Here is a 14,984-nt window from a genome sequence, read left to right as displayed (position 1 = left end):
TCCTTAGTCCAGATGATTACGTTGGGCAAAGTCATACAGTTCCATCATATTTTTCAGCTCAAGCTTTTGCATCATGCGACTCTTATAGGTACTCACTGTTTTATCACTGATATGCATGAGCACCCCGATATCAATCACTTTCTCACCTTTAGCTAAATAAAGCAGCACTTGTAATTCTTTGGGTGAAAGCTCCGCAATTTTATTCTTTTCAGTATCATCATTACTCAATGTTGCATCAGCAGCGTGAAGACGAGCAAGCACGCGAGGGAAATAGCCATAACCTCCTCTTAACGCACGAATCGCATCATGAAATTCAACAAGCTGATTTTTCTTACTAATAAATCCATCGGCACCAACACTAGCACAACGCTTAATATAATGATCATCATCCTTGCCACTGAGCATCAACATACCGCCTTGGTAACCCGTTTTACGCAAGCGCTGAACAACCTCAATACCATTTAAAGACGGCATATCAATATCAATTACAACTAAATCAGGCCCAAGCTGTTTTATTAAAGAAACTGCATCCAAACCATCACCCGTTTCTGCAACCACGGTCATGCCTTCTTTTTCTAAGAGCATTCGAACAGCCAACCGTGCAACGGGATGATCGTCTACAATCACTGCGTTGTGCATATCTTTCCTTTAATATTTATATGATAGATCTTGTCAAAGTATAAATTTATGTAAAAAAACCAATGAATTACGATGCTAATTTTACTACATCGTCCAGTTCATAATTGTATTTCTTTTACTACATCGGAATTAGCTAAAAGCCATACACCAGCACTCTTTGCTTCATCTTCAGGCAGCTATTCTCGGATAAAAAATAGGATTTAAAATGAATATAAATCAAATATTTTTATAGTTTTCAGGTTTAATTTTTTGAGATATGACATACAGGAATAGTATTATTGTGGGATATATAAACGTTGAGTCATGATTAGATTATAAAAATATAGCAGCTACAGTTAGATGCATAAGCACTGAGATATTGAAACTTAGCCAAAAGAGCCAAGCTCTTTAAGATTTAAACCATACCGAGCATAATTGGTGAATTGATCACAAAACTCGTATAATGCTGTCCTTTCTTTGCTTGTCCACATCCGAGATCTGTTTATGCAACCACTTGAATCATTAAAGCCACGTATTTCCGTCGCGCCAATGATGGATTGGACAACAAAAGACTATCGTTTCTTTGCACGTCTTTTTAATCCTAATGTGGTGCTGTATACCGAAATGGTGACCACGGGGGCGATTATTTATGGCGGTGCCAATCGCCATCTCGACTTCAACCAACAAGAACATCCGATTGTTTTACAGCTTGGCGGCTCAAATCCGCAAGATTTAGCCACATGTACCAAAATGGCTGAAGACTGGGGCTATAACGAAGTCAATTTAAACGTAGGTTGCCCAAGTGACCGTGTGCAGAATAATAAGATTGGTGCATGCCTAATGGCAGAACCCAATCTGGTGGCTGAATGTATTCACAGCATGCAAAAAGTAGTGTCGATTCCTGTGACGGTGAAACATCGTATTGGGATTGATGATATGCAGTCTTATGAAGAAATGCTGCATTTTGTCGATACGGTGGCGGCAACGGGTTGTACACATTTTATCGTGCATGCACGTATTGCCATCTTGCAAGGTTTATCACCTAAAGAAAACCGTGATGTTCCGCCATTACGTTATGACGATGTCTATCGCTTAAAGCAAGAACGTCCACACCTCACCATTGAGATTAACGGCGGCATCAAAACCTTCGAAGAAACACAACAACATTTACAGCATGTTGATGGGGTGATGATTGGTCGTGAAGCCTATCACAATCCGTACCTATTGGCTGAGATGGGCCAACTTTGGAATCTGGAAGCGCCTGATCGTTTTGATCTTATGCAACAGATGATGCCTTATATTCATCAGCGTGTAGCTGAAGGCGCACCACTTTCAATTATCACACGTCATATTCTAGGCTTATTCCAAAACTTGCCTGGCGCAAGAAAATGGCGTCAAGCACTGAGCGGTGGCAATGCCAAAACGATTGCTGATATCGAAAATGCAATTCAAAATATTCAAACCGCTATGCAACGGACTGAAGATTATTTAAAAGAGCATCAAAACTAACTCAATGTTCTAAACATAACTTATCTGAATGGGAACATAGCGAATTACGCTATGTTCCACCACCACTGAGCTTGCGATAACCTAAAAGTCTCACCAATCACTTGAGCTTAACCACTTAAACTCATGGTTATGCTCAAGCGTAATTTCGCAATTACATCTTCCAGAAGCAACCAAAATTGATGTCCCTTGAGGGCAGGATTTGTCGATCTTTAAAAATGTGTCACGGCTCAGTATGACCGATGCCCTTTCAATATGAACATAACCAAAGTTAAACTTTTTTAGCTAACTGGAACTCTTCATAAGAATCAAAAGGCAGCTGTGTTTTTGTATCAATGATTTCCGTCAGTTCATCACCTAACATAATCATATTCCGAGCAGGGACACCTTGTAGCTGAATCTTTAACTGGTCATTATCCAGAAACTTAAATTTCCCTGCATAAATTTTAGCTGGACTATTATCATTATTATTAGTTTGTTCCAATACAAAGGTTTGATCCGCCTTGATTATGAGATCAACGCCTGTACCTAAACAACCATCACAGCTCGTCACGCATGTCGCACATGGCACCACTCCAGAATAATGCCCTACCCATGCCTTAAACTCAGGATTATTGACGAAATGTTGCTCATTTGAATGTACATCTGACTTTTGTGCTTGTGTATTGCTTTGATTTTTTGCCTCATTAGATTGTGAACATCCAAAGCAGATACTGGTAAAAACAAAGGAAGTCAGCAATGCCTTCTTCATATACGATTTCTCTCAAACTCAATATTTAACATTCATTGCAGATTCAACACGTCGCAGCGCATCACTATACGTTCAGCAATGGTGCCAGAGCAAGTGCTGCAATATATGTTAACCACAGGAATATTTTTAGATTTTATGCAAAAAGACGTACTAAATGGTTTTGTTTTTTATTAAGAATAAGGGGATTCATATATAAGTATTCACGATCAAGCATCGCAATATTTAGCTAAATATTTTAAAGACGCTAGTATTCAAAACAAATTTTTTGATATATGGCAGAATTCATTGCACTATGTTGATGAAGATTTGAAAATTTCTCAGGACGGAGCACTTCAATCAATTTATCACATATCACTATATTAAACATAAGTTTAGATAAACACTACGTATCAAAGCAGATCTAATTCCCCATATCAATCCGTCCATTTTTTAAGCAAAAATGAAATATAATCTTACAAATCATTTTATCTAAACTAATCAACCAACAACTTACTGATAATGAAAAAGATTCTTAAATAGAAATTCAGCTAAGTGATCTGTACAACAGCTCAAATGTTATATTATTACGTTACATTTCAGTTTTTTTAAGATTTATCGCTTACTATGGGCGCCGTAATAAATTCTGGCACACGTTCAGTTGTTTTGAAAATGCGGTAGAGATTCACAATGATTTATGATGTACCTTCAGTTGATCACAGTATGATTCACCCACCCTCGCAACAGGTGGTTATTCCTTATCGAGAGATGCCAAAGCTGCCATCGTCTTCGGGAATTGATGTGAGTAAGTTCTCTCAGAAGTTGACCAAACGAGCATCTTATCGCAGCTCATCTCAATGTGCTAAATTCGTCAGAATCGCTTTACAATCTGCTGGTGCAAATATCGTTCAACATCCTGTTGCTGCATCAGACTGGGGACGCACCTTACAACAGATTGGGTATCAAAAAATCACACCTGAATTTAATAATCCCCAGCCAGGCGATATTTATATTATCCACCGCACCAAAAAACATCGTTACGGACATATTGCAGGTTTTACAGGATCACAGTGGGTATCTGACTATAAGCAACGTAGCTATGATGTTTATAAAGATCCGAATGTGACTTATAGTTACTACCGTTTAGCGCCACAGTATCCGCAAGCTTAATCTCTGGGTTGTGCCATTCTTAACTCACCCTGCTTCTGCAACAGCGTAGTTAATACCCAAATGCTGCCCCCTCTTCACGATGAAACAAGCTTGCTATTCATCATAAAAAATACTTTTGCATAAATTGGGTCGTAGCAGTCAAATCGCATTAGTCTAGTTACCCAGCATTCTATCAATCTTGCTTTTTATCTTCCAAATTTACTCAGACACCGCCAATATTTGTCTTTGAAAAAACTAACCTCAATTTCGAAGTTATCTTTATGATTTTGAATAATTTGGTCAATTACCTTGGATGGCTTTCTAAAATCCTTACAAGCGAGATATATCGTTCTTAAATGATTACCAGTTTCACGACCGATATTTAAATATCCATCAACATCTTTTAATTCAGCAACTAATGCCTGTTCAACACTTTCAAGCAGTTCATATTGATTCGATGGTGGCATACCATTAAAGTTCTCCCCACCATAACGTATCTCAATAATCATCATCCAAGGATGTGATGCTTTTTTATCCCATTCTAATAATGTGCTATTTAAAATGGCAATAAGAGGTAAACCGTCATTCGTCTCTCCTTCTAAACTAATATATTCATCCTCATCAGTATTTGAACGAATCACTTTATCAAGACGAGAAATTTCACTGTTTTTTAAGGTTAAAATTTTCTTTAAATTTGCAATGGGCATTAACTCTTTTTCAGCATCTTGTTTAGATTGCACTGAAACTTGATCGAGTTTGGTTACCGAATCATATTCCCCCAAATAATTGTCTAAGAAAATATAAACGCCTTGTAAAAATTCACTTTTTTGTGACTCATTATATTCATCATGAACCACAAATAGATCAATTTCATCTGGATATTCAGGATGATCTTTTAGGTAAAAAGATAAGGTTTCTTGACTAAATTCATGGTCATGCATGCCAATACAGGTCTGATGGATTTCACTAGCGGGTTTAAGGGCTGTAAATTTCCATCCTGAAATTTTAGGTGCTGTGGCAATAAGCTCTTCTACAAAGATAATATTTTGAATCACCCCATCAGGTGTCAATATAAGTTCAGCGGTGTGTTCATCTGCCATTCCTGCTAGGAAAAAAATTCCATCATGAACGTTCACCAATTCAGCCCATAATTTATCAAAGAAATCTTCTTGAATTTTATCTTGATTCCTTGCATTTAATATTTGATAAAACTCATGTTGATGCTCCTGAAACCATTGCCAAAACTCGGCATAACTATTTTTATTATTTTGCATAAGATACTCGGTATTGCCTAAATTTTTTTTGAAACTCATATTGATTATTCTCTACTTTTTTATCTATAACGAATCAATTTAGCTCAATTGTCGTGGTTGTTAAATACCTGTTAAATAAGGGCTGATCACCCTCAACAACTATTTGCAAATCTGCATACGATCCAGTTTCTTTAAGACTTCAGCCACCGCCACCATGGCAAAGCTTGAAGTCACCACCACTGCCGAACCATAACCGCCACAACGTAAGCCAGCACTTGGGCAAACTTCTGCACTTGAAAATGGATTATCAATCGAATACACACAAGTAATGCCGAATTTCTCTTTGGGCTTTTTACAAATCCCTTTGGAACGCAGTTGAGTGCGTAGTTTTGCTAACATTGGGTCTTGCTCTGTCTTGGATAAGTCTGCCACGCGAATCTTAAGCGGATCAAGTTTGCCACCCGCACCGCCTGAAACGATCAACGGGATTTTGTTAAAACGACAATGCAACATCAAGGCAAGTTTGGCTTTCACATCATCAATACAATCCAAAACAATGCTTGGCACTGGATTTAGAATTTCTTTGACATTTTCAGGGCTGAGATAATCATCAATCACGTTTACTTTCATACGTGGATTAATTTGGCGACAACGTTCTGCCATCACTTCGATTTTTTCTTGTCCTAGTGTCGAACTCATCGCAGGCAATTGACGGTTAATATTCGATGCGGCTACCACATCCATATCGACTAGGGTCAGTTCACCAATCCCTGTACGTGCCAGTGCTTCAACTGCCCAACTGCCGACGCCGCCAATCCCAATCACCATGACATGACTGTTTTCATAATGTGAAAAAGCAGTTTCTCCATAAATTTTGGCAACACCAGCAAAACGGCGCTCATATTCATCATTTACAGGAACATCGGTCATCACAGTCGTGGTCTATCTTTTGAATCAAAGTAGTATTTTACCGTGTTTAACTGGTTTTAGGTTAGCCTACTGAAACTTTACTTGGGGGTTGATCTCGACGAATTAAAATAACCAACAAGGTAAAAACAATCATGCTCATGCATAAAGCCAACAGGTTTGCATTGATCCATCCAAGGCTACTCAAAATCGGTGCAGGTAAAAATGCCCCTAATGTTGCAAACAAAGCAATTCCTGTTTCATTAATACCTTGGACACGATGTTTTTGCTGCTCATTGAGACCTGCTAACAAGGTTGATGCACCTGAGTAAGCAAAATTCCAGCCCACGCCCAGAACGATCAAGGCAGCATTAATATAGATGCCGACCTGTCCAAACATTGGAATTAAAGACGATAACATCAACAAAGCAAAACCGACATAAATTGTGGTTTGCGTTCCCCATCGTTGAATCAGTTTAGACACAAAGAAGGATGGGATAAACATCGCCAACACATGTAGCTGAATCGAGATCGAAGCATAATGAAATGAGTGATGTTCCTTGAGATGTAAGGAGGACATAATCATCATGACATTCATAATATAGTAAGCAAATGCACCGCTGATCACCGCAGCGATAATCAAAGTGCTTGGCAGTTTGCTACGCTGAGCTGGTTCAATCAGCACCTGCTGTATCTGCTGGCATTGGAATTTTTTGTTCCATAAATACAAGATCGGAGAGAGCAACAAGGCCAAGACACTAAAAATGAAATAGATTGCGGTAAAATCAGGTAAGCCATGTACCTGTTGAAATTGAATTGCCAGCATCGGTGCAATCACAGCAGCGATCACCCCACCCGAGATCACCATGGCTGTGGCTTTTGGAATTAAATCAGCAGCCAAACGATCAGAAGCAGCAAAGCGATAAAAATTCGCAGTTGAGATAAATAAACCCAGAGAAAAATGGCTCAGGCACAATAAATAAAACTGTTGCTGCTGTAGGGCCAAATAACCGAGAACACCAGCGAAGAAAAGACAGATACAACCAAACTGGAAAACCAGATGCCGTCCAAGCTTTTTCATCAAAAATGAAAAAATAAAGGTAGTCAGTAACATCGCTAAAAACTGCAAGCCATATGGAACCGTAGCCAAAGCTTGAGTAGGTGCCAATTTCAAGCCAACAATTGCAGCCACCGTCACCGACAACACTGCGGCAATGAGGTTAAAGGCCTGTGCAACCAGGAGATAATAAACATAGCGAGGTAACTGATTCAAAGCCTTTATCCAATTTAATCGGGCCTGACTACCTTAACGCTGAATGCTTGAAATTCAAACAAAAAAAGATGAAAGACTAGCTTTCATCTTTGATTTAAGTGTGTGTTTCGTTATGCAGCGATCAAATTGCGTAATACATAATGCAGAATCCCACCTGCTTTAAAGTATTCCACCTCATTTAGCGTATCGATGCGGCACAACACTTTGAACTGGTCTTGACTGCCATCTTCTCGCTGTACCTGAATATCCAGCGTTTGATGTGGTTGGATATCATCAGATAATCCATAAATCGAAAGCACTTCACGACCAGTGAGGTTCAAGGATTGACGGGTTTGACCATCTACAAACTGTAAAGGCAATACGCCCATACCGACCAGATTCGAACGATGAATCCGTTCAAAACTTTCCGCAATGACTGCTTTAACGCCTAAGAGGTTGGTCCCTTTTGCTGCCCAATCCCGCGATGAACCTGTACCATATTCCTTACCTGCAATAATCAGCAACGGTGTTTTCTGTTGCTGATACAGCATGGATGCATCATAGATAGCCAGCTTTTCACCCGTTGGAATAAAGATGGTATTGCCACCTTCTTCACCACCCAGCATTTCATTTTTAATGCGGATATTGGCAAACGTCCCGCGCATCATCACTTCATGGTTACCGCGTCGAGAACCATAAGAATTGAAATCTTTCGGCTCAACCCCCTGCTGCTGTAAATAGCGTCCTGCTGGACTGTCTTTCTTGATATTCCCTGCTGGAGAGATATGATCGGTGGTGACTGAGTCGCCCAACACAGCCAAGATACGTGCCTGTTCAATATTGCTAATGGCTTTCGGAGGCTGATTAATTTCCTCAAAAAATGGCGGATGGCGAATATAAGTCGAATTATCTTTCCACGCATAGGTTTGGCTTTGTGGAATCTGGATCGCCTGCCAAGTTGCATCCCCATCAAACACTGCTGCATATTCTTTATGAAACATGTCGGTATTCACTTTTTGCAGTACTTGATCAATTTCAAACTGACTCGGCCAAATGTCTTTCAAATAAACATCTTGTCCATTTTGGTCTTGCCCAATCGGTTGTGTGGTTAGATCAGTTCGGATATTCCCTGCTAAACCATAAGCCACTACCAATGGTGGTGAAGCCAACCAGTTGGTTTTCACTAGGGGGTGAACACGTCCCTCAAAGTTACGGTTACCTGAAAGCACCGAAGCCACATTTAGATCATGACATTGAATTGCTTCTTCAATCGGTTCGGGTAAAGGCCCAGAGTTACCAATACAGGTGGTACAACCATAACCAACCAAGTTATAGCCTAACTCATCTAAGTACGGCGTTAAACCTGCCGCAGCCAGATAATCGGTCACCACTTTAGAACCCGGTGCCAATGAACTTTTCACCCATGGTTTACGCTGCAAACCTTTTTCAATGGCTTTTTTCGCCAGTAAACCTGCTGCCAGCATGACACTTGGATTCGAGGTGTTCGTACATGAAGTAATTGCTGAAATCACCACATCACCATGATTCAATGGATACGATTTACCTTCAATGGCGCAAGAGGGTTCTTCATGCGCTAAATTTGCTTTCTTGGCTTCAACAGCCGTACCACCACCGCCTTCATTCTCCAAACGTTCTTTGGCATCTTTGGCTGGTTTTAAATTCAGCTCCATCAACGCATTAAACGTTTTCGGAACATCGCCCAACAAAACCCGATCTTGTGGACGCTTTGGTCCTGCCAGACTAGCCTGCACGGTACTCATATCCAGACTCAAGGTATCGGTAAATACAGGTTCATCCCCTGTATGACGCCATAGCCCTTGCTCCTTACTATAAGCTTCTACTAAATCTATACGTTCTTGTTTGCGGCCAGTTAGGGCCAAATACCCCAATGTCACATCATCAATCGGGAAGAAACCACAAGTTGCCCCATATTCAGGTGCCATATTGGCAATCGTGGCACGATCCGCCAGAGGCAAATCCGCCAAGCCATCGCCATAGAACTCAACAAATTTACCCACTACACCTTTTTGACGCAGCATTTGAGTAATGGTTAAGACCAAATCGGTTGCAGTAATGCCTTCTTGCAATTTGCCTGTGAGTTTGAAACCAATCACTTCGGGAATCAACATGGATACAGGTTGCCCGAGCATGGCTGCTTCTGCTTCAATCCCGCCCACACCCCACCCGAGCACGCCAAGCCCATTGATCATGGTGGTATGTGAATCTGTCCCCACCAAGGTATCTGGAAAAGCAAAGGTCTGACCTTCATCTTCTCCCAACCAGACCGCTTGCGCCAAATATTCTAAATTGACTTGGTGACAAATCCCTGTACCGGGCGGCACCACACTAAAATTATTAAATGCAGATTGCCCCCAACGTAAGAATTGATAACGCTCTCCGTTGCGTTGCATTTCAATTTCAACGTTCTCAGCAAAAGCATTGTCATCGGCAAAATGATCGACCATCACCGAGTGGTCAATCACCAGATCTACAGGAGATAAAGGGTTAATCAGATTGGGATCACCACCAGCCTGTGCCATTGCGGCACGCATTGCGGCAAGATCGACCACTGCAGGAACACCAGTGAAATCCTGCATTAATACCCGTGCAGGGCGATACTGAATTTCCTGATCAGAACTTTTGGTTTTTTGCCAATCGACCAAGGCCTGAATATGCTCCACTTTTACACTTTTTTGATCTTCGAAACGGAGTAAATTTTCTAGCAAAACCTTTAAAGACTTTGGCAATTTATCAATATTGCCAAGTGTTTCAGCTGCTCGCGCTAAGCTAAATATTTGATAGGATGTCGAACTGACGGTGAGTGTTTGTAATGCATTGAAACTATTGATTTTGCTATATCTGGCCATAAGGTTGCCCTCCCAGTATTGGCTGGTTTGTTTATTATCAAATTGTTCTTTTAATGTACCCCTGTTTAGAAAAGCATGTGTTCCCTTTTAGTATCTTATTTTTAACAAGATTATTTGCTTATTCTCTTAAAATTTAAGTTGCAACGCAGCCAATGAGTTTTGCCATAATTGTGCTGCCAGCTGCAACTCAGGCTGGTCAAGGGTCTGAGCCAAACTCTCCAGCACATAAGGTAGGTTGACGGGGGTATTACGGGTGCGATGCTCGGTCGAAGTTTGGCAACACAATGGTGTCATATCTGGACAATCGGTTTCGATCACCAAGTTTTCGCTGCCAATCGCTTGTACCACTTGATACAGTTTTTTGGCATTTGGATTGGTGATTTGTCCTGTCACCCCGATTTTAAAACCTAGTTTAACCAAGGCTTTGGCTTCTTCTACGCCACCACTAAACGCATGGGCAATGCCGCCTAATTTGAATTTTTGTGTTTTTAAAATAGCAATGGTTTCAGCATGTGCCTTACGGATATGCAATAACACAGGCTTTTGATACTGTGTTGCCAATGCAAGTTGCTCAATAAAATAATGTTGTTGCTTGGCAAACAGTTCAGGCTGTTTATGCTGTTTTAAAAAAGTATCTAAACCAATTTCACCTACAGCCACACAGTCATGCTGCTGTAGGACTTGCTCAAGCCGCTGTAAATGTTCTGGCTGATGTTGTTCGATATAAAATGGATGCAAGCCTGGCGCAAGATAACAGCGTGGCACATTTTCCCAATATTGTAATTGTTGATGGGTATGGAGCAATTCATCAAATCTAGACGCAACAAAACCAATCAACACCAAAGCATCGACCCCAACCCGCTTTGCTTGTTCAGCCAAGTGTTGCCGATCATGATCAAAATCGGCAACATCAAAATGGGTATGGGTATCGAACAGTTGCATTAACTTTGACTTGGTGTACTTGCAGCAGGCGTAGACGCTGCGGGCTGATCAATTTTTGGTAAATATTCAGGTTTTAACACACCCTGCAATTCACTAAATGGAATCACTAAGCGCGGTAAACCTACGACATAAGGACCAATGTCGTATTCGCCATATTGCAGAATTAAACCCTGCTCACCCAATAAGAAATTATCGGTGATTTGGAAAGGCCAAGCCTGTTCATATTCCTTCGGATCGGTTGCAAGTTTGGAATCGACAATCCATGTTTTAAACGCTTCATGGGCCAGCTTGTCTAAAGTTGCTTTTTGCTTAGGCAACAATAAGTCGTGTAACTGCACCTGTTTTTGAGTGGTTAAATCAAAATTGTAATAGCGTTGTGAAGTCGAGCCATGCGCTCCACCCAAATAACTGCTGCTATTCAACACTACCGTTGCCAGCTTGCCTTTCGGTTGCAAAATCTTAGGCTTAATCATCAAGCTGATCTGATGACTACTACTTAAAGCTTTTAACTCTTCATCAATTTTCACAAAGGCATTGGCATAGGCTTGTGCCTGAGTATCTAGACCTGTTTTTTGCTCAGTCGTTTTTACTGTGGATGCTGCTGAAGCATCGGCATCAACCACATCAAGCATTTTACTGAGTTGATCGAGGATCTGCTGATCGAGTAACTGATCAATAAATGGGAAATTACTTTGTAATCGTTCAACGGTAAAATCTGGGCAGGTATTACCTTTACATTCAGGTAAAGTCACCTGTAGCTTCACCGTTTCACCACGCAAAATCGGCTCAGCAGTTTGCTGTGCTGCTGGTGGATCTGTCGGTTTATCCTGTGATTCTTTAGGTTCTGATTTCGGCTGGCAAGCAGCAAGTAAAATTGCACAAGCAAGCACGCTAAATTTAGCAATTGTTTTCATTTAAAACCTATCAGCATTGTTATTACACAAGATTTTTAAATGCTATCGAACTTCATACAAAACCGCTAGCAGTGCATGCAATTTCTATACGAATCTCAAAAATCTTGTATTCAATCCAATTAAAACATTTGCTGATAAATTTCAGCTTGTAGCATCTGTTTACTTTGTTCAGTGGTGAGATAAATATCCAACTGTGGTGCATCCTTACTAATTTCATTGGCACGATAATGTAGTCCAATGCCCTCGCCATCAAAGAACCAATCTGCCTGCCCCCAATACAATTTTTTCGGCACTTGCTTTTTCACTTCTGCTGATTGTTTTGCAATCCACTGTTGATAATGTGCCTGAACAATATCGTTTAATGCATTCTGCTGGTTTTTCTGGATCACATCCAAGATACTGACATTTTTTTGTAGCTTACGATCTGCCACAAAGAAATAAAAACGATCTTTCACAGCGAGATCTTCTTGTTGAGTATCAACACCCACTTGCAACAACACATATTGATTGCGCTGTGACGCTATACGCGTACTTAAATGCAGTTCATAAGCCTTATTCTTAGAATATTTATCCTGCCACTCATCCGACTTTTTCACATAGGCATTTACGGCTTGCTGTAAAGTTAAATTCTTATTTTGTTCAATCTGTTGCTGAATCACATTTGCCTGATTTTTAGCAATCCATGTATTGAGCCATTCATCTTGGGTTTTAATGGTTTGAATATCAACATCAATACAGTTTTTCTTTTCACAAAATGGCAGTGCGTAATCTGCCTTGGCTTCTTTCATATTCAAGAAAGGTAGAACTTCTGCTTTTTCAACAGTTGCCGCGGCTTGCTCCGTACTTTTCTCCGAAGCTGTATCATTTTTTTTAGGATGATCACATGCCGTTAAAGCCATCATTCCAATCAATACACTGACAGCAAAAAGTGGTTTTAAAGTGTTCATCACATCATCCTTTATTTTAATCCCTCCCAACCTCCCTTTATAAAAGGGAGGAGCATCACGAATCTAAATAGTTATAGAACTCGTGAAAAAGTCCCTCTTTTATAAAGAGGGGTGAGGAGCGAAAAGCTCCGCAAGGGAGATTCTAGTGTTCTCGTGTGTTCCGGAACTGAATATCTGGCCAGCGTTCTTGCATCAACTGCAAGTTTACACGGCTTGGTGCAAGATAAGTTAAGTGACCTCCACCATCAACAGAGAGTTGATCGTGTGCTTTTTTCTTAAACTCATTTAAGATCTTTTCGTCATCACAATGCACCCAACGAACCGTATGCACACTAACAGGCTCATAAATACAGTCCACTTTATATTCTTCTTTTAAGCGATAAGCGACCACATCAAACTGTAACACACCGACAGCACCTACAATCAGGTCATTACTGATTTGTGGCATAAACACCTGTGTTGCACCCTCTTCAGATAACTCTTTCAAACCTTTTTGCAATTGCTTCGATTTCAAAGGATCTTTCAAACGTACACGGCGGAACATTTCAGGTGCGAAGTGTGGAATACCTGTGAAATGCAGATCTTCACCGCTGGTAAAAGTATCACCAATTTGAATTGTACCGTGGTTATGTAAACCAATAATGTCACCCGGCCAAGCTTCTTCGAGGTGCTCACGCTCGCCCGCAAGGAAAGTCAATGCATCACTGATACGCACATCTTTACCGATACGTACATGATTCATTTTCAAGCCTTTCTCATATTTACCTGAGCAAATACGCATAAAGGCAATACGGTCACGGTGTTTCGGATCCATATTGGCTTGGATTTTGAACACAAAGCCTGTGAAACCTTCTTCATTGGCATCGACAATACGTTCTTGAGTTGGATGTGCCTTTGGTTCTGGCGCCCAATTGATAAAAGTATCCAAGACATGGTCAACTGCAAAATTACCTAACGCTGTACCAAATAGAACTGGCGTTTGTTTACCTTGTAAGAATAATTCACGGTCTAATGGCTCATTCGCCATTTGTACCAATTCAAGAGATTCTTCAAATGATGACCAAGCCAACTCACCGACTTTTTCACGAATGTCCGCATGATCATAACCATCGCGTACTTCAATATCCGTAATGGTTGAACCAAAACCTGCTTTATAAACATACAGTTTGTTTTCCAGCAAGTTATAAACACCAGCAAAGTCACGTCCCATACCTAAAGGCCATGTAATTGGCACGCAGCGAATATTCAGGACACTTTCAATTTCGTCGAGCAGTTCTAAAGGCTCGCGAATTTCACGGTCCATTTTGTTCACGAATGAAATGATTGGTGTATCGCGCATACGACACACTTCCATTAATTTAATGGTACGTTCTTCGACACCCTTTGCACCATCAATCACCATCAATGCAGAGTCAACTGCGGTTAATGTACGGTAGGTATCTTCCGAGAAGTCTTCATGTCCCGGAGTATCAAGTAAGTTAATGGTGTGCTTTTTATAAGGGAACTGCATCACTGACGTGGTAATCGAGATACCACGTTCTTTTTCCATTTCCATCCAGTCAGACGTTGCAGATCGGTCAGACTTACGGCTTTTTACCATACCAGCAACTTGAATCGCTTTACCCCATAACAACAGTTTTTCTGTCATGGTGGTCTTACCCGCATCGGGGTGGGAAATGATCGCAAACGTGCGTCGTTGGGCAACCTGTGCCGCTAATTCATCTTTAAACATGCTAAAAATCTACAATTTGTGCACCCATGTGTATCTGCAAACGATGGCAAGAACAGATGGCGTGCGAAAGAATTTAAAATTGGCGCAATTGTAGCAGATTTATAGGTGATGTTTATCGATTGTTGATATGTCTTAAGTTATCCACAAAAT

Annotated in this window: 12 protein-coding genes; 2 read left to right on the top strand and 10 right to left on the bottom strand. The window is 40.6% G+C overall.

Features of this window, described 5'->3' with window-relative positions; genetic code table 11:
• Window positions 1-3: 3 nt before the first annotated feature.
• On the bottom strand, window positions 4-639 hold the full coding sequence (locus tag NDN11_RS02955; protein ID WP_251110727.1) for a response regulator: 636 nt from the start codon (window positions 637-639) through the stop codon (window positions 4-6).
• Between the two features lie 483 nt (window positions 640-1,122).
• Between NDN11_RS02955 and dusA the strand changes: the two genes are divergently transcribed.
• Window positions 1,123-2,127, top strand: a complete 1,005-nt coding sequence (gene dusA, locus NDN11_RS02950; RefSeq protein ID WP_251110726.1) for a tRNA dihydrouridine(20/20a) synthase DusA — start codon at window positions 1,123-1,125, stop codon at window positions 2,125-2,127.
• A 268-nt stretch (window positions 2,128-2,395) separates the two neighbouring features.
• Here dusA and NDN11_RS02945 read toward each other — a convergent pair whose 3' ends face one another.
• Window positions 2,396-2,875, bottom strand: a complete 480-nt coding sequence (locus NDN11_RS02945) for a copper resistance protein NlpE N-terminal domain-containing protein (protein ID WP_251110725.1) — start codon at window positions 2,873-2,875, stop codon at window positions 2,396-2,398.
• A 666-nt stretch (window positions 2,876-3,541) separates the two neighbouring features.
• On the opposite strand from NDN11_RS02945, the gene NDN11_RS02940 reads away from it, so the two are divergent.
• Complete coding sequence (locus NDN11_RS02940; protein WP_167251229.1) at window positions 3,542-4,021, top strand: CHAP domain-containing protein; 480 nt, start codon at window positions 3,542-3,544, stop codon at window positions 4,019-4,021.
• Between the two features lie 185 nt (window positions 4,022-4,206).
• Here the strand turns inward: NDN11_RS02940 and NDN11_RS02935 are convergent, their stop codons facing one another.
• The 8 genes from NDN11_RS02935 to NDN11_RS02900 form a co-directional block, all read right to left on the bottom strand.
• Window positions 4,207-5,313 (bottom strand): DUF695 domain-containing protein, encoded by a 1,107-nt coding sequence (locus NDN11_RS02935; RefSeq protein WP_251110724.1) that lies wholly within the window; start codon window positions 5,311-5,313, stop codon window positions 4,207-4,209.
• Between the two features lie 99 nt (window positions 5,314-5,412).
• Complete coding sequence (locus NDN11_RS02930) at window positions 5,413-6,183, bottom strand: tRNA threonylcarbamoyladenosine dehydratase (protein ID WP_251111478.1); 771 nt, start codon at window positions 6,181-6,183, stop codon at window positions 5,413-5,415.
• A 61-nt stretch (window positions 6,184-6,244) separates the two neighbouring features.
• On the bottom strand, window positions 6,245-7,432 hold the full coding sequence (locus NDN11_RS02925; protein ID WP_251110723.1) for an MFS transporter: 1,188 nt from the start codon (window positions 7,430-7,432) through the stop codon (window positions 6,245-6,247).
• Window positions 7,433-7,542: 110 nt separating this feature from the next.
• Window positions 7,543-10,299 (bottom strand): aconitate hydratase AcnA, encoded by a 2,757-nt coding sequence (gene acnA, locus NDN11_RS02920; protein WP_251110722.1) that lies wholly within the window; start codon window positions 10,297-10,299, stop codon window positions 7,543-7,545.
• A gap of 126 nt (window positions 10,300-10,425) precedes the next feature.
• Entirely contained in the window at window positions 10,426-11,241 is an 816-nt protein-coding gene (locus tag NDN11_RS02915) for a TatD family hydrolase (RefSeq protein WP_251110721.1), read from the bottom strand.
• Window positions 11,241-12,155, bottom strand: coding sequence for an RsiV family protein (locus NDN11_RS02910; RefSeq protein ID WP_167251239.1), 915 nt, complete (start codon window positions 12,153-12,155; stop codon window positions 11,241-11,243). Before NDN11_RS02910 ends, NDN11_RS02915 begins: the two co-directional genes overlap by 1 nt.
• A 119-nt stretch (window positions 12,156-12,274) precedes the next feature.
• Window positions 12,275-13,102: a hypothetical protein gene (locus NDN11_RS02905; RefSeq protein ID WP_251110720.1), complete on the bottom strand. Its 828-nt coding sequence runs from the start codon at window positions 13,100-13,102 to the stop codon at window positions 12,275-12,277.
• Between the two features lie 142 nt (window positions 13,103-13,244).
• Window positions 13,245-14,834, bottom strand: coding sequence for a peptide chain release factor 3 (locus NDN11_RS02900; protein ID WP_167251245.1), 1,590 nt, complete (start codon window positions 14,832-14,834; stop codon window positions 13,245-13,247).
• Between the last annotated feature and the right edge of the window lie 150 nt (window positions 14,835-14,984).

Origin of the sequence: Acinetobacter sp. C26M (genome assembly GCF_023702675.1) — a bacterium.
GTDB lineage: Bacteria > Pseudomonadota > Gammaproteobacteria > Pseudomonadales > Moraxellaceae > Acinetobacter.
The sequence above is the reverse complement of the archived record's forward strand: the minus strand, read 5'-3'. Positions and strand labels throughout refer to the sequence as shown.